Source organism: Lactiplantibacillus sp. B652 (assembly GCF_023806745.1).
Taxonomy (GTDB): Bacteria; Bacillota; Bacilli; order Lactobacillales; family Lactobacillaceae; genus Lactiplantibacillus; species Lactiplantibacillus pentosus.
Map to the genome: position 1 here is coordinate 17,326 of NZ_JAMSKY010000015.1, position 15,525 is coordinate 32,850.

At 42.6% G+C, this 15,525-nt stretch carries 17 protein-coding genes; all 17 read right to left on the reverse strand.

Annotated features, from left to right (window positions below; genetic code table 11):
• Positions 1 to 5: 5 nt before the first annotated feature.
• Complete coding sequence (locus MZO40_RS14585; RefSeq protein ID WP_252133375.1) at positions 6 to 5,654, reverse strand: phage tail tape measure protein; 5,649 nt, start codon at positions 5,652 to 5,654, stop codon at positions 6 to 8.
• A gap of 14 nt (positions 5,655 to 5,668) precedes the next feature.
• Positions 5,669 to 5,851, reverse strand: a complete 183-nt coding sequence (locus MZO40_RS14590; protein ID WP_050339227.1) for a hypothetical protein — start codon at positions 5,849 to 5,851, stop codon at positions 5,669 to 5,671.
• A 44-nt stretch (positions 5,852 to 5,895) separates the two neighbouring features.
• Entirely contained in the window at positions 5,896 to 6,222 is a 327-nt protein-coding gene (locus MZO40_RS14595; protein ID WP_050339229.1) for a phage tail tube assembly chaperone, read from the reverse strand.
• 15 nt (positions 6,223 to 6,237) lie between these two features.
• The gene (locus tag MZO40_RS14600; RefSeq protein WP_252133376.1) at positions 6,238 to 7,122 is read right to left on the reverse strand and encodes a hypothetical protein; all 885 of its coding nucleotides are present in this window, start codon (positions 7,120 to 7,122) and stop codon (positions 6,238 to 6,240) included.
• Positions 7,123 to 7,145: 23 nt separating this feature from the next.
• Positions 7,146 to 7,466, reverse strand: coding sequence for a phage tail protein (locus tag MZO40_RS14605; protein ID WP_252133377.1), 321 nt, complete (start codon positions 7,464 to 7,466; stop codon positions 7,146 to 7,148).
• Positions 7,463 to 7,804, reverse strand: a complete 342-nt coding sequence (locus MZO40_RS14610; protein WP_252133378.1) for a phage tail protein — start codon at positions 7,802 to 7,804, stop codon at positions 7,463 to 7,465. The genes MZO40_RS14605 and MZO40_RS14610 overlap by 4 nt, the downstream gene beginning before the upstream one ends.
• 14 nt (positions 7,805 to 7,818) lie before the next feature.
• The gene (locus MZO40_RS14615) at positions 7,819 to 8,193 is read right to left on the reverse strand and encodes a DUF806 family protein (RefSeq protein ID WP_159257450.1); all 375 of its coding nucleotides are present in this window, start codon (positions 8,191 to 8,193) and stop codon (positions 7,819 to 7,821) included.
• Positions 8,190 to 8,627, reverse strand: coding sequence for a phage tail protein (locus MZO40_RS14620; protein ID WP_159257452.1), 438 nt, complete (start codon positions 8,625 to 8,627; stop codon positions 8,190 to 8,192). Before MZO40_RS14620 ends, MZO40_RS14615 begins: the two co-directional genes overlap by 4 nt.
• Positions 8,620 to 8,967 (reverse strand): phage head closure protein, encoded by a 348-nt coding sequence (locus tag MZO40_RS14625; protein WP_050339235.1) that lies wholly within the window; start codon positions 8,965 to 8,967, stop codon positions 8,620 to 8,622. The genes MZO40_RS14620 and MZO40_RS14625 overlap by 8 nt, the downstream gene beginning before the upstream one ends.
• Positions 8,951 to 9,322: a head-tail connector protein gene (locus MZO40_RS14630; protein WP_159257454.1), complete on the reverse strand. Its 372-nt coding sequence runs from the start codon at positions 9,320 to 9,322 to the stop codon at positions 8,951 to 8,953. The genes MZO40_RS14625 and MZO40_RS14630 overlap by 17 nt, the downstream gene beginning before the upstream one ends.
• Positions 9,323 to 9,347: 25 nt before the next feature.
• Positions 9,348 to 10,541 (reverse strand): phage major capsid protein, encoded by a 1,194-nt coding sequence (locus tag MZO40_RS14635; protein WP_252133379.1) that lies wholly within the window; start codon positions 10,539 to 10,541, stop codon positions 9,348 to 9,350.
• On the reverse strand, positions 10,542 to 11,219 hold the full coding sequence (locus MZO40_RS14640; protein WP_050339237.1) for a head maturation protease, ClpP-related: 678 nt from the start codon (positions 11,217 to 11,219) through the stop codon (positions 10,542 to 10,544).
• Positions 11,216 to 12,388 carry a phage portal protein gene (locus tag MZO40_RS14645; RefSeq protein ID WP_050339239.1) on the reverse strand — a complete coding sequence of 391 codons (1,173 nt, stop codon included), beginning with the start codon at positions 12,386 to 12,388 and terminating at the stop codon, positions 11,216 to 11,218. Before MZO40_RS14645 ends, MZO40_RS14640 begins: the two co-directional genes overlap by 4 nt.
• A 5-nt stretch (positions 12,389 to 12,393) precedes the next feature.
• A complete protein-coding gene (locus tag MZO40_RS14650) occupies positions 12,394 to 12,567 on the reverse strand; it encodes a hypothetical protein (protein WP_159257459.1) in 174 nt (57 codons plus the stop codon).
• Between the two features lie 11 nt (positions 12,568 to 12,578).
• Positions 12,579 to 14,456, reverse strand: coding sequence for a terminase TerL endonuclease subunit (locus tag MZO40_RS14655; RefSeq protein WP_056952840.1), 1,878 nt, complete (start codon positions 14,454 to 14,456; stop codon positions 12,579 to 12,581).
• A complete protein-coding gene (locus MZO40_RS14660; protein WP_050339241.1) occupies positions 14,449 to 14,949 on the reverse strand; it encodes a phage terminase small subunit P27 family in 501 nt (166 codons plus the stop codon). The genes MZO40_RS14655 and MZO40_RS14660 overlap by 8 nt, the downstream gene beginning before the upstream one ends.
• 102 nt (positions 14,950 to 15,051) lie before the next feature.
• On the reverse strand, positions 15,052 to 15,516 hold the full coding sequence (locus MZO40_RS14665; protein ID WP_225351371.1) for an HNH endonuclease: 465 nt from the start codon (positions 15,514 to 15,516) through the stop codon (positions 15,052 to 15,054).
• Between the last annotated feature and the right edge of the window lie 9 nt (positions 15,517 to 15,525).

Genomic DNA, 15,525 nt, shown 5'->3' on the forward strand with positions numbered 1-15,525 from the left:
ACCTCCTAGTCTGTTGCAAAGTTTTTAATCCTAGTCTGTTTCTTAGATACACTCTTGTTAATCTTGTAAATGTCGTTCTTAGTCAGCGCTGTATCATATTGCGCAGTGTACAGATTATCAAGGCCATCTACCACTTTTTGAAGCAATGCTGTGGTGGTAGAATCACTAGCACTTGAAGTTGATGATGTACCACTAGCTGCGCTCAACTTATTCTTATCACGTGAAGCAAACATTGTGGCAACTTGACCAAGCAACTCATAACCACGGCTACCCTTTTGAGAACTCATAGGAATAATGGCTTCCAATTGGTTACCTTCAGAAATGTGAGCAAGTTTCTCAACATTGCTGAAACCCCCGTTAGCATAGCGTTTATGGCCAGTTGGCCCCCACCCACCAGATACGCTAATATCAGATAACCAGCTTGAATCATTAAACATTGCGGCAATCTGAGAAGCACCATGTCTGATGTTATTCGGGTATTTATGCCCCGCTTTTGTAGGCAACCATGATTTGAAAGTAGGCTGAATATATTGAAGCAGACCAATTGAAGGAGTTCCCGCTTTTGCGTTAGAATCCCAGTCATTTTCTACAGTGGCACTACCGTTTGACTCTTGTTTAATTCGACTCAATACAGCTGACATACCGCTAGAAGTTAGATCAACATTCATATTTGCAGCAACTTTTTTGATAACCGGTTTCCAACGTGTTACCCCTGAGCCAGTGGGGTTATTAGCGTTGCCGCTGCTACCACCATTAATCGCTGACGCAAGTTTCTTGAAGCTCTTTTCAGCATTCTTGATGACTGACTTACCAACATTGTTGTATGCCTTATTCCAAGTGCTTGACTTCACCCAGCCTTTATTAGGAACTTTAATGCTAGTCATGCCGCTCAGCATTTTCTCAACTGTTTTGATAGGGTGACTGATTGCAGATTTTACTGTCTCGCTTAGGCTCTTGTATATCTTACTTGCATTTTTAGTGAGTGACTTTACAAAGCTAGACAACGTGTCAGTACCGCTTGCAAAGCCGGGTAATACCTTGCCTTCACCATAACCACCATTTAAAACTTTGGCACTGTCTTTAGCATTCAGAATATGTTCATCAGAGTAGACCTGTGTTACTTCAGCCCCCTGAGTACCAAGCAAGCGCATGGTACCCCGTGTAGGACTGTAAGCTAACTCTGTACCTTCTTCACCAACAAGTGCCGTGCCCGTCTTACCTACCGTGCCATTGCCAGTACCCTTTGCATACGTCATGCCGCCCACTTTAGTCATGGTGGCATTGTACTTGGCAGTTGAACCACTTACACCAGTGAGCCATTTGATTTTGCTAAGCCATTTGATAAAGCCTGAGAAGATGTTTGATGAGCCACTTGCACCATTACCGGCAGCTTCAATGGTATTATTGCCTTGCTTGACCATATGCGTTGTAACGCCCTTAGATTGACTCTTGGCCGTCTTAACAACTGACTTTTCTTGAGCAGAAATTTGAGACTCAGTTTTTTCTTTGGTCTGTTTTGCAGCAGACACAGAATTTTTGTACTGAGTATTCGCTTCATCAGTCAGCTTTTTACGCATTTTAACAGCATAATCGCTGTTGCCTGTGTAAGTCTTCTTAGCAAACGCAATAATGTCATCACGCTTGTTAGCAGCGGTCTTCTTTTCAGACTTATAATCATCTTCAGCTTGTTGAATATTTTTCTTAGCTGTTCGATATGATTCGCTGATCAATTTGTCTGCCATTTGCTTTGAAATTTTACCGTTAGAAGACTTCAGCTTAGACATAATAGCTTCTTGCTTCTTACTGCTACTAGTCAGCGTCTTTGAAATGGTTTTTGCTAGGTCAGATTCTTTGTCAGCGTACTTTTTAGCATAAGCAGAAACAATACTCTGCCGTTTCTTTGCGTATTTTTTGCTGGTGCGGTTAACAGCTTCGCCCTCTTTTACAGAGAGCTGTTCACGTTTGGCTTTATAAGACTTTTGAATCTTGTTAATGCCCTTTTGACCGCTGTACTCAATGCCGTCAAGAGTGACTGTCTGGCCACGTTTTATTTTTGCAATGTTACTCTTTTCTTCAGTGGCCATTGAGCTACGTTTTCCGCTGTATTTACTTTCAACCTTGTTGATTGCTTTGTTGCGGTTCGTAGTTTCGGTTTCCAGCCGCTTAGTTTCCTGCTTGGTAATCTTTTTAATACTTGAAGCAGCGTTTTTAGCACTCTTAGTAGTCTCACTATAATGCGACTTGACTAGCTTTTCTGTTTTAGCTAAATCACTCTTGCTAATTAGGCCATTTTTGTACATCTTTTTAGCCTGAGCAAGTTGGCTCTTAGCCTGTTTTGCACTACTATTCTTAACTTGCTTGTACAAGCTGTTGACACTAGCAATAATGCTTTTTTTAGCAGAGTTGAAGCTGGTCTTGTCATAGCTGACGCTGAGCTTCAAGCGGCTCTTGTTAATTGTCTTGAAGGAAGCGTTAGCCTTCTTTACAGAGCTTTGAACCGACTTAGGCAGTGAGCTGAAGGTCTTTTGTAATTCTTTGGCCTTCTTAGCAGCTTTTGTGAGCTTAACAACAGTCTCAGTTGTACCGTCAGCCTTAACCACGGTCTTAATCGTGTGAGTCTTGTTGTACTTATTCAGCTTATCTATGCTCTTTTTAGAAGCTGAGATAAGCTTGCTAGTAGTCTTGCTGCCTCCAAGTGCGTCACCGATTGAAGCGCCTAACGCTAAACCAGCAACCGTACCAAGACCGGGAACGACAGAGCCCAGAGCCGCACCAATTCCACCGCCAAGCACCGTACCAATACTTTTTGCGCCAGCCTTAGTTTTAGTCTTTGTGTTAGAACTGGTCAAAGAAGTATAAATATTCTTGCCAAGATTAATACCTTCAGCAGCTAACGCCACAACATTGACTGCCTTCAGAGCGACTGAACCCACCTTGCTAACCACACTACGTGAAGCAGTAAGCAACTTAGACCAGCGGCCAGTTTTAGTGACCACACCTTCAGTAGCCGTTTCAGCCTTCTCTACGTTTTTAGCAGTCTTGGCCGTTTCCTTTTCAGCTTTTGACCAGCTACTACTACCAGTAGAAGTAGACGTAGTACTGACCGTATCTTCAACTTCACTGGTGACGCTACTTGAAGAGCCTACCGCTTCTTTTTCCTTTAACGCCACTGTAAGACGCTTCACAGCACCTGTTTCAGTGTTAATTGCAGCAGTTTCTTCAGTAGCAGTCACAGCTACCTTTGATTTTGAGCTCTTGAACAAGTCAAAAAGCCCTGACCATTTACTTTTTAGTGAAGTAGCAAATGTTAGTAATTTCTTGCTGGCAAAATATGTAATCAATACGCCACCAACAGCTTTTAGCGCTGTTTGATGTTTGGCAATTTTCCCTAGAATACCGTTGATGTCTTCCAATACACCGCTAGAATTTTTGCCATTCTTATGTACAACTCCAAACATTGTACCGATAGTCTTCAGTGTGCCAGCGAAAACTGACCATGCACCTTTAGCAATCAGCCCAGTGATTGTACCCAGATTGTTAACAATCCCAGCTAACGCAGATGAATGCTTAGCTAAATAGCCGAACAGATCAGCAATCTTATTAGCCAAGCTCCCCACAGCTTTACCTAACTGCTTTAGTCCTGCCATTGTCTGCGTATTGTAAAACGTCTTTGTTAACTCTTTTGATGACTTATAAAGTGCTGGCAATAAATTTTTACCCAGCAAAGTGATCAGCGCTTGCCCTGCCTGCTTAAATTGAGCATAGGCATTCTTAGCAGTCTTCATGTTAGCTTTGGCCAGTGACGCAACATAAGTGCCCTTCTCACCAGCAGCACCAATTTTTTTAGTTAGGTTGCCAAGTTGATTAGCATTCTCAGAAAGGATTGAAGCAGCATTCATTCCAGTTGTGCCAAAAATAGCTTTGAAGAATGCGTTCTTCTTAACCGTGCCCCAATTTTTGGTTTTGTCGTTAATCTGAGTGAAAATGTTGCTCATTGACTTTAAGTTACCATTTGAGTTTTTGACTTGAATACCATACTTTTTGAGTGCTGAAGCGTTGCTTGAAAGTGAAGTCAAAACTTTACGGACACCAGTTCCGGCCTTGTCCGCTTCCAAGCCCCGATTACTAAGCACACCAAGCATTGCAGACGTTGATGATAAGCTAACGCCAGTTGTCTTTGCAATCGAACCGACATACTCCATACCCTTACCTAAGCTATGAAAATCTGTGGCGGTCATATCAGCCGTGTAAGCTAATTCGTTAACAACTTTCTTTGTGTTAGCCGTCATCTTGGCTGTATTGTTGGTCTTCATACCAAAAGACTCAATAACTTGAGATGATACTGAAACGACATCAGAGAATTTATCACCCGTTGCAACAGACGCTTGAAGTTCAGACTTCATAACTGCTACAGCTTCTTTTGCGGTATGGCCACGTTTGACCAGATCAAGATAAGCTTCAGCAATTGATGATTGTGATTTACCGTACTTCACTGAGTATTTTGTTGCGTCTGACTGCATTTTTGCAACCTGCTTAGCAGTTGACTTGGCACTTTCACCACCTTTAACTAAAACGTTTGTAACGGTCTTATAAGTGGTTTGTAAGTCAGAAGCTTTCTTAGTACCGCTGACCGTTGCAGCCCCCAGCCCAGCAGTTGCTGCCGTAACTGTCAGAATTGCATTGCGGTAACGTGAAAAAGTAGAGCTTATCTTAGAAGCGGTCTTAGAAGCCGTGTCACGCACTTTAGTCATGCCAGTGGACATTTTACCGTACCGACTATTTAAGCTACGCATTTCACTTGCCTGCTTGTTATAAGCAGTGGTGAGCTTATTAATGCGGGTACGCTGTTCCTGAGCTTTATCAGAACTTGTGCCGTAACGGGCATTAAGACTGCTAAGCAAGCTTTTTTCTTTGGTCAGTTGTTCATCAAGCAAAGTATGCTCTTTTTTCAGACCGCTAAGCTTGGCTTTTTGAGCACTATAGACATTGCCTTCAGATTTGAGCTTGTCTACATAGCTAGATGTTTCTTCTCTGGTTCTCTTGATAGCGGCTTTTACTTGAGTAATGCCCGTCTTGTAAAGTTCAGCCTTCTCATTAGCCCTTTGCTGTTGCGCAGTCAGTGACGCAATCTCTTTGCGGGTTCTTGTTACCTGAGTAGTAGCTTGATTTAAATACTTGCGTGTATTTTCATACTTAGAATTGGCCTTTGAAACAACGTTCACTTGTGATTTATAACTTGATTCTAGGCTCTCTACATTACTCTTTAGCTTCTTGTAGGCGCTCGAATTAGTCCCCAGACTTTCCTTGACCTGCTCAAGCCGTTCTTTTTCGGACTTTAGCTTTGTGCCTACGCTGCTAAGTGCTTCAGATTCTTTCTTCAGTGTGTCTTCCTGCCGGTTAAAAGAACTAGTGAGTTCCTTGACCTGCTCTCTTGATTGCTGAAGAATTTCTTTCTCCACTTTTAATTGCTGAGCAAGCTTCTTAGCTTTCTCACTGTATGCTTCAGTAGTGTTACCTGCTGACCGCATTTCTTTGAAGCTTGCGTTCGTGTCGCTTTTTAAGAAACGCAACTGTTCCCGCATTTGCTTAATTGCAGTCTTGAAGCTGCTCTGTTCAATATCAAATCTGAACCGATAGCCTGAAATTGTTTCCATTATTTTCCCCCTTCCTACGCTTTGATAGAACCACCAATTGACAAGCCTGCACTGCGTAGTGCAGCAAGTGGGTCTTGTGCCCGCTCTTCACGTGGTTTGGCCAGCATAACCCGATTAATTTTGAAGAAGTCTTCACTCTCATAAACACTGATAGGAATACCCATTTGAATCATGGCCTGCTGATAGTTATAGTCCATGTCTTCAAGTGCATTTTTTGTTTCACGCAGCCTTTTGCGGGCGGCTATTTTTTTGCCTTTTCCTCCGTTGGAGACATAGGCTGTGCACCAAAGATAGCGGCTGAAACATCAGCAAAAGCGTTTTGCGTTTCAACAAAGCCTGCGTCCCAGATACGATCAATTTGTTTTTCATTGAGTTTGAAAACATCAGCCAAGAAGTCAATGACTTCACCAATCATTGAAATTTGACCTGATAAGGCTACATCTTCACTGTCAGCCGCTTCACTTGCATTAGCTGTCTTGGCAACTTGCAGGGCGTTGCGGGCGATACGGTTAGTGATAGTTACATTGACAGTCTTCTTAATTCCTACGTTGTTTAAAGTTAATTTCATGGTTAATTTCTCCTTCTATTTGACCTGATTAATTGCGTGCACATACTTTGCTGAGCACCGGTGTTCATCTACAAAGCTTAAATCTGTTTTGAACGGTGTTTTTCGTACATATTGACCCTTAAAAAATAAGTGATCAGAATCACTTTTAACCACGCCGGCATTATGTAAAATCTTAGTTTCTTTATACTTCTTTACATCATCAGTGGCCATGCAAAAATCAAGCTCATGATCTACTAGTACACCAATATTGAAATACATCAAATTCCATAACTGCGCCCACATCTCAGCAGTCCATGCTTGAATGTTGCTATCAGCCTGCTGAAGCAAGCTATATAGCGGCGTGCAGTCCTTATAAACCTTTTCCCAGTATTCAACACTAGGCTGAACAATAAGCCATTGAGTGCCGCCAGAATTGCCGTTAATGGTTTCTAGCGATGAGACTGTAACCCCGATTAGGTCAGCCATTTTATGTAGTAACTTTTCCCCGTTCTTGCGGCTACGAATGTAGTCAAGATTCAAATATCCATTGCAGTTGCTTGCCACCCAGCAATTAGGCTTTGCAGGCAATTTGCTAATGTTTGGCTTCTCACGAAAAATCACATCAGAATCCATGTAGAAATACGTCTCATATTGGCGTGAACTGTCTTCTTCCAAGAACTTCCACCAAAGATACGGCTTAACACTTGGAATGTATTGCTTGTCCCCACGTTCGTCTCTGTAGACATGCACTTCTACACCGTACTTGTCAGCAAAGAACTGTGGAATTTTATTGTTGTGTGACGTAAAGAGCAGAATAATATCTGCTGGTTTAACGTGATTGCTGTCAATCAGGTTGGTCAAACACACTTCAAGTTCCCACTTAAAACGTTGAATTGCTGGTTGACATAGAATATAGTGCATATCGCTTTCTTCCCTTCTTTAAACTAGGCTACAGTAGTAGTGCTAGTAGTCGTAGTTGAAGCGGCTACAGTCGTAGTAGTCGTTGTGTCACTGCTTGCTTGCGGGAAAATGGTATTTAACACATCTGATTCTTCATAACCGTCTGCGTCAGACCAAGCAATCACACCATAGTCACCGTCTTCATTGCCAAGTGGCGTATAAGTTAATGCGTCAGTGACGCGGTTTTCAGTATCTTGATCAGTTGCAAGTGATAAATCACCGGGCGTCATGATACCTTTATAGAAGCCAAAAATGATGTCACCACCGTCATCAGTGTTTGAATATACGGCCATTGCTAAGTTCACAGGGTCGCCTTCAAAGTTGAACTTACCGTTGCCAAGGTTTTACGACCAAGAATCTTATTCAACGTTTCATAGTTAAAAGCATTGACGGTAAGAGCAATGCTTGGCTGTGCCTTACCAACAGACATCTTAACTCGTGTGTTGTTACCATAAACTGAAGTAGTTGAACCGGCTAAACCAGTTAATGAAGCAGCATTTGCCCCTAAATCTTCAGAAACAGTGACAGTGTAAATACCGTCACCGTCATCATTTAAACCACCTGAAGTGATTACTTTGTTGTTGTCGTCCAATAATGCTAACTTGGCTTTTTGTAAGCCAATATATCCACCTTTTGCACCCATTATGTATATTCCTCCTAGTTCGATTTTCTAAATTTAATCGTTTGTATAATATTTTCCGTGTCTGGCGTTATTGCATGGCCACCGATACTAAAAAAGCGATACCCGTTATTGAACATCACTACTTTTAGGCTTTCTTCAATTGTGTTCATGTCCTGATCATAATCAGAAGGATAATAGAACTGAATCTGAACTTCATCATAGGCTTTAACCGCAACGCCGTTGCCGTATAAATATGTATCAACATCTATTTCAGTTACTAAAATGATAGGGGTGTCATCTACCCAGTCGCTATCAGCAATTTTATAAGCGTGAATATTTGAAGAATCTATATTCACCAGAGTTGCTGTGTTTGCTTTTAGCAGCGCCACTACTTTTGAAGCGGGGGTCATTTTTTCACCTTCCTATCAATGGCGTTTTTTACACCGTTAATCATAATTTTTTGAACAGCAGACTTGCTTTCAAGCCGTGTGAGCTCCCAGAAATGAAGCCCCTCTACATGAGAGTGAGTCTGCTTATTTCTATCTTTAACCGTCCACCCGTCATTTAGGAAACGGCCAATATAGGCTTTCTTGCTCTCTTTAGAAAAGCCGTCTTCTACGGTGCCATTCAATGCGTTAATGTGCATGATGAATGCAGAACGCAAGTGAACCGTACCGCCACCGTATACATGAGCACTCTTTGGTATGCGATCATCACTAAGCATTACCGTTTTGAAAGCGTCCGCTGCTTTAGTGTTGATTTTCAGACGCTCTGTAGTGCTCAGTCCAGTCTCAAGGCTGGCCATAAGGTTATCTAACGACTCAGAATCAAGCTCATTAGCCATGAGTTACCACATACTTTCTAACTGTAACCAAGTCATAACTAACGGCTGTACTGTCATCAGATGAAATGCTAACAACGCTGTACAAATCGCCGTCAAACTTAACCTTCATCTGGTCATTGATCTTATCGGTATGCCTTATGACTATAACTGACGTATCTTCAAGTGTAGTACCGGCCACTTCAACCTGTTGAGAAAATGAACGACTGTAGCGCCCTGCATATCGTGAAAATGAAGCTTGAAACACGTCAATAGAATCACCAGTATTAGGGTTAACTTCATCACCCGCCACCATTTCACCAAACTCTGCCCGCTTATTCAGTCGGTTAGCTTTCAGTTGCATCGTCCACCTCCGACTTAATACGATATTTAATACTATTGATAAAGTACAAATAAGCAGGCGGGTAAGCTAATTCACTGTCTGATAGGCCACCACGGTTGTTATAAGTGAAGTCTACCAACGTTCTAACAGCCTGATTGAACAAGGCGTTAGCACGATACACGCTGACATCAATAGAGTCATCTATTTTACTGATGACATCTACTTCAGCCATTGAGATTAGCGTGGCCAGCAAATTATCCTGTTCATCAACAGACAGATATTCTTGCATATCAGCAACGGTCACACCGCTGGTAGTCGCTACAGTCGTTGTAGTGGTTGTTTCTGCTACAGTCGTAGTCTCTGTTGTTTCAGACATTAGCAGCCCTCCTTGCAGTTATAAACTAGGCTGCCGTAGTGGTGGTAGTCGTATTAGTTGAAGCCGCAGTAGTCGTAGTGGTCGTTGATTCTACATCTGAGACGGTTAAGAAGTAACCGGCCTTAGAATCAGCTTGCTGTGCACCAAACCGCATGACAGCACCTAAATATTGACCATAGGTAGGGTTATCAATCCATGATAATGAAATTTCTTTGCGATCAGGGAAGAGCACCGCACGCTTCAGGTCACCAACAAAGGCTTTTGCTTCACCGTCAGTACCTAGCAGGCTGTCATTGACAACCTTCACGGGAACGCCTAACAAAACGCCGCCTGAAGGTTCTGTAATACTTTGGTGAAGTAAATATTGGCCGTTCTTGTCCTTCAAGGTATCAAGAACTTGGTACATGCTTTGGCTGGCAACAATCGTGCGCGCATAGCCAGTATCAAGATCAACATTCAAGATGTGCTTGATAGCGTCAACTAAGTCACTTGATTCTGCTGAAACCGCCGTGAATGATTGTAATACCGGTGCAATGGCCTTGTTAACCGTATTGACCTTCTTTTCACCGATAGAGTGGCCAATTAAAGAAGTCACGTCTACTTCAGCGTCATCAATTGACTCTTCAGAAATTGGTAATGCACCACGGTAAGTAGAAACTGACCAATCAACTTCATCAAATTCTGGTGCAGCTAGTTCAGGGTTAGCCTTCAATTCTTCAGTTGAAGCTAAGGAATCATCTGCCCGCTTCAAAATTGGATAAGTCCCCTTCTTAGTAGTTACAGGCAACTTAGTAACTAAAGTTGATAAGTCAACAACCGTGTTAATTTCAGCCGTAGGGTCATAGATGATTGTTTCTGGCACTAACGGTTCAACAACCGTTGACGTCACAGCAGTTGCAGCGTCATCTGAAATTTTACGGCCACGGCTATGTACAAAGTCATTAATAGCAGTCTTTTGCTTTTCCAGATTGCTCTTCTTAGGCGTTAAGTCTTTGCCTTTCTTGTCTAACACTGGTTGTGGTTCAGCGTCGTTGTCCTTGTCGTCTTCAGCTAACTGTTCACGCAAAGCATTGCGTTGTACTTTCGCATTATGTAATTCGTTCTTGATCACCTTAAAACCTTTTTCATTGAAGCTGTCATCAACTAATGCGGCTTGTAATTGTGCGTTTAAATCGCTGCACTTATCACTAATTTGTCGGTATTTTGCTTGTAAATCCATTTATAAATCCTCCTTTAAAATCTCTAGCTTTTGTTGTGTTAAAGACAGCTTTGCACTGTCTTCCTGCTTCTTTTGTTGCTTGTGGTACATGGTCTTCACTTTGTTCATCAGCTTAATTGGTATCTGTGGCACGGCGTTGAACACCGCTTCTTTTGAGTAGTCAATAATTTCATCAACTAAGCCAAGATCAAGAGCGTCTTGTGGTGTCAACCAGCTTTCTTTATCCATTAATTGCAAAAACTCATCAGTAGTACGGCCAGTTTTGGCTGCATAAACCCCAGCAATTGTGCGGTTAGTAGCTTCTAACATGCCTGAACTTTTATCCATATCATGATAGTCACCGTCTGCGCTTGAAGAAGCATTGTGAATCATCATCTGAGCGGCAGGACTGATACGAACTGTGTCACCAGCCATTGCAATAATCGTGGCCGCACTATATGCAGAGCTACTAATCTTTGTAGTTACCTTGCCCTTGTAGTCTTTTAACGCCGTATAAATTTGAGCAGCAGGGTCAACTTCACCACCAAAGCTGTTAATGTCAACGACTACATCACTGCCGTCACTTGGCAAATTATCAATGATGTCTTTAGGTGAAACCACCGTCATACCAATATAGTCACGATAGATGTCAGCGTCATCATCATTTGTGATTACTCCATTGACGTTTAAAACGTTCATTCTTTCTCACCTCCTTTCAATGTTGAAGTAGTCCCCGTTGCCGGTGCTTTAAACTCTGGCAAATTCAGCGGTAAATAGCCTTTTGACTTCAAGTAGAACTCAGCTTGCCCTTGATCAATCGCCCCGCTTGTAACCAGTGCATTGACTTGGTTCACAAGCACGGTGTCATTTGCGTCTTGGATAGTCTTGGTGTCAATTGTCAAATCAGGCACCGCAAGCTTGAGCTTTAATTCTTCAACTAGCGGGTAAATGTACGAGTTTAAATTTGAAAGGTACACAGAATTAACCTGAGAAATGTTACTGTGATTGCTTTCAGTAGAAGTACCACCACCCAGCACATCACTAGGAACGCCAAACGCTTTAGAAATTTGATCAGCACTAAAGTTTGAGTTCTCCGTGAGCACAGAGAAAACGTCTGTTTTCATTTCATACGGGCTATATTCCATGCTGTCAGTCAAGACCATGACTCTACCTGCGTTATTGCCAGCGTTCGCATTCTCAAACTCTTCTCGTGCTGACTTCAAATCAGCAGCATTGCCGATAAAATTGGATAGTTTCAATGTCCCTGAAGGGGCAATTTGACTATCTAATGCTTTACCATTTGAGCGATACGTCTTTTCGGCAATATCAAGCGCACCCTTCAGACTTTCTAGCGGTGAACGCCCTACCAGATACCGATAGCGTGCGTCAGGGCTCAATCTAAAGTGAAGCATTTGTGACTGCGGCAAAATCATTTCTGGCCGGTCATTATTGGCCATAACAGTGTACGTGATACCTTGATTGCCTGAATTGTAATTAATTTGAACATCAGACGGCGGCACGTGTTCCCACTGGTTGCCATTCAATGGCACATAAGCATTACCTGCTAACAGCAATTGAATAATTACACCTTGCCAAAAAGAAAAGCGTCCAATCAAAGGATTAGGGCGCTCAAGAAGGTCTAAAACCGCTGTATTTTCCGTGCTCAGCCTTGCACTGGCAATGTCGCTGGCAATTCGGACTACAACCGCATAAACGTCAGTGTTATTAAAAGCACTGCGTGCGGGTGTATAGCTAATTGGATTACCAGCGATATTAGTCACAAAGGTGGGCTGCTCACTAGTGCTAGGATAGCTCATGTCATTGCGAATTTTTGGCCGTCTGTAATTGCTTGGTGTCATCAATCCCATTTATCTCACCCCCTTTCATGTGCATAGGCCAAAGCCATTGTGATCAGGGCAAGACCGGCCACCAGAAGGCCAAGAGTGAAATTGACATTAAAGGCTGCTAAGTCAAGAAATGTTAATCCTGCAATGAACAGAATTACAGATAACCAGTTAGCTAAAAAGAAGCCAATAGCTTTCATCACTTTCAGTATCATCACCCCCCAAACATTGCTTTGAAGAAGTCCGCACGCTCACTGTGATTCAAATTATTCAAAGGGTTGTAGCCTTCATCTGGCCTGTAGCCTTTAAAATAATCCATTGCTTGTGAGTATGCGTTGATCAGTGCGTCTGTCGTATCAATGTGCTCACTGACCCAGTTTTGACGGTCAATCTTGATTGCACCACCCCTGTCTTCAACAAGTACAGCGTTGTTCAAGCCGTCTGTCATGAGCGGGTCATCAATCATTTTAATATTGCCGTTTATGAACTGTGTCTGAAATTCTTTAGTAGGCACAGACAACTTATAAGAAGTAGGTGCTAAAGTCAGCAGTGGCCATTCTGGTTGATAATTTTCAATCATTTTAACGAACCAAGCAGCTAAGTTAGGGTCGGCAACTACCGCTTTTATCTTTAACTGGTGCTGATAAACGTAATCTACCAGCCATTGGTAAACCTGTTGCTGGTTAATTGTCCCAGCAGGGTTTCTAGTGACTTCGCAGAGATGACGTTCAGCAAGTTGCCGATAATTTAACCCGTCCTGTTTCTCTTTAGCACCAATGGACTTAGCGGCCGCAAACGGAATGAAGCTGTACTGCTGAGCGTAGAACCGGTTGCTCTTTCCTACCTGATAAGGGTAAATCAATCCAAAAGACGTATTATCATTGGTCTGGCTTGCGTCAAAACCAACGTATACTTCACGATTGTCAACGTCAAAGCCGTCAATAATATTGTTCTTGATATTCTCAAGAGAGATGAAGCTATTTTGAAAGCGGCGGCTCCACACGTTAAGCGACTTGTTCACGAATGAAGCAAGCTCACCTTCACGCTCTTGCTTATCTCTAAGCTTGATAAGGCCGTCTAACAACTGGTCTTTAAGTTCAGGGTGTCCCAGCAACGGGTTTGACTTCTCCCAGAGTTCAGGACTGAAGACTTCACTATCATTGTCTTGGCTATAAATCATCATGAAAGTATCTTCAGCGTCGCGCAGGCTGTCTTGTCGCATTATTTTGCGCATAACGTCCTGATCATTCTTGAATTTAACTTTGACATTAGGATAAGCGGTTGAAATTTCAAGAAAAAGACGGTTACTGATTTTTGACTGTCCCGAAATAATCTGGTTAACACTTTCGTTCATCTTAGGCTGCAAGTTTCCAATTTCATCAAACACAGCAATTAGGTTGTGGTAACTATCAAATCCCCCTGCCTGTGCTGAACCAATACGAATAGTGTTCTTGTTCTTATGGCCAATTACCTGACGTGTTTGAGCTTCAACGCCTTGCTTTGCAGCGTCTTCTTTAAAATCAGGCGACTTGATAATCACTTGAGCTTGCAAAGAAACGTAGTCAAAAAGCTTTTTAGCGTGTTCATTGTCATAGCTTGCCACAAGAAAATCTTGAGAGCTGGCCTGTAGACCAATCACAAAATAGCTGAAATTAACCAAGATTGAAGCAAGCCAAGTCTTCCCTTGTTGCCGTGCGATTGAAACAATTCCAGTATGGAATCTGCTACCTTTATGCACAGGATCACGCCAGCCAATCAAGTTATCCAAGATAAAAGACTGCCACGGCATAGGATTGATTAGCGTATGAATGTCTGTAGGGTCAGGAATGGTACGGGCAAAGTATTCTATTGCGTTCACCATGTCTAAATTGTAGATATACGGAAAATCTTCATCACCCTGACGCAGTAGATCGTTCAGGTGACGAATACAGCCAAGCTGAGTATCTTGACCAGTTATGTATTTATCAGTGAAGAGTACGTCATAGGCGTACTGTGTGGCAGCGTCAGGATAATCTGACAGCAGTGCCTTATAAGTAGGCTCTTCTTCAATAATGGCTTGCTTGATGTCTTCTACTCCAACATAATCAGACACTGAACTTCACCACCTTCAACGGGGTGCTTTTGGCACTGTCGTCTTCATCATCATGAGTTTCTGCAAGTACCTGTCCACTCCGTGCGTCAAATGAGAGTCCTAAGTCAGCGCCTAGACTCTTCAGAGTCCTTGCAGCCGTTTCAACCGTCACAAGTGCTGGTGAACGTTTTACGGGTATGCCGTCATCATTAGAGATATACTCACCATATTCTTCAAGCTTCTCTTCAGCACTCCGATAGTACCCATATTCAGAGCAAAATAACTCTAAACTGGTACGGTCTAACTGCTTCACTTTGTTCAATTTTCTCAATTCAGGTACTAAGACTTTCCACAGTGCCCTCCCGTACCCGTTTAAGTGGCGTGGGGGTGTCAATTGAATATCAGCAAGCCCGCTTTGAATTTTTGAAATTTTCTTATCTTCTTCATGAATCTCTTTATGATAATCACCGTCATGAGTGACTTTGCGCTTTCTTCCTGCATGTTTTTCATTCACTAGTATCACCACCTTGATCAACCTTTTAATTTTCGCAGTTTTGTTTGTTTTTGAGAGTGCTTGTGTGAGCTCTCCCTGAGCTTCATAGGCGGGGGGTATTTTTCAGTGCTTGTGTGCTAAAATCCACTCTCTGCAGCTCTCTTTGTTCCACTGAGTCGCAACATCTAAATTTGAAATAAAATTTTCATCTCCGTCTTCATAAATGTCTTGCTCAAGCTGTCCTTTCCAATAGTGGCAACTATAGCAGAGCACCCAGAGATTGTTGCTGTCTAATTGCTTGCGCTTGTCTATCCGTCTTGGTGTGATATGGTCTACAACTAGCTTTCCTTTACCAAGAGCAGTATGGCCACAGCATTCACATGTCATGTACGCTCTCTCTTTAGCAACTCTGCTAAGCTTGCGCCATGCCACACTGTGATAGAAAGCATTGGCTTCCTTGTCACGATAGTTGTGGTTGTAATCCTTGCTGAGTTGCTTGCGTTCCCACTTGTTGTAGTGCTGATAAGGTCTAGGCTTGTAACAACTAGCGTGCTTAGCACAGAAAGGATTCTCTTGCTCATAACTCACCAGCTCATT

What these genes read in the sequence shown, in the direction of transcription:
- MZO40_RS14615 (WP_159257450.1), bottom strand. Translation starts at nt 8,193, where the DNA reads ATGACCCCCGCTTCAAAAGTAGTGGCGCTGCTAAAAGCAAACACAGCA.
- MZO40_RS14610 (WP_252133378.1), bottom strand. Translation starts at nt 7,804, where the DNA reads ATGGGTGCAAAAGGTGGATATATTGGCTTACAAAAAGCCAAGTTAGCA.
- MZO40_RS14600 (WP_252133376.1), bottom strand. Translation starts at nt 7,122, where the DNA reads ATGCACTATATTCTATGTCAACCAGCAATTCAACGTTTTAAGTGGGAA.
- MZO40_RS14645 (WP_050339239.1), bottom strand. Translation starts at nt 12,388, where the DNA reads ATGGGATTGATGACACCAAGCAATTACAGACGGCCAAAAATTCGCAAT.
- MZO40_RS14625 (WP_050339235.1), bottom strand. Translation starts at nt 8,967, where the DNA reads ATGCAACTGAAAGCTAACCGACTGAATAAGCGGGCAGAGTTTGGTGAA.
- MZO40_RS14635 (WP_252133379.1), bottom strand. Translation starts at nt 10,541, where the DNA reads ATGGATTTACAAGCAAAATACCGACAAATTAGTGATAAGTGCAGCGAT.
- MZO40_RS14640 (WP_050339237.1), bottom strand. Translation starts at nt 11,219, where the DNA reads ATGAACGTTTTAAACGTCAATGGAGTAATCACAAATGATGATGACGCT.
- MZO40_RS14590 (WP_050339227.1), bottom strand. Translation starts at nt 5,851, where the DNA reads ATGGACTATAACTATCAGCAGGCCATGATTCAAATGGGTATTCCTATC.
- MZO40_RS14620 (WP_159257452.1), bottom strand. Translation starts at nt 8,627, where the DNA reads ATGGCTAATGAGCTTGATTCTGAGTCGTTAGATAACCTTATGGCCAGC.
- MZO40_RS14595 (WP_050339229.1), bottom strand. Translation starts at nt 6,222, where the DNA reads ATGAAATTAACTTTAAACAACGTAGGAATTAAGAAGACTGTCAATGTA.
- MZO40_RS14585 (WP_252133375.1), bottom strand. Translation starts at nt 5,654, where the DNA reads ATGGAAACAATTTCAGGCTATCGGTTCAGATTTGATATTGAACAGAGC.
- MZO40_RS14630 (WP_159257454.1), bottom strand. Translation starts at nt 9,322, where the DNA reads ATGTCTGAAACAACAGAGACTACGACTGTAGCAGAAACAACCACTACA.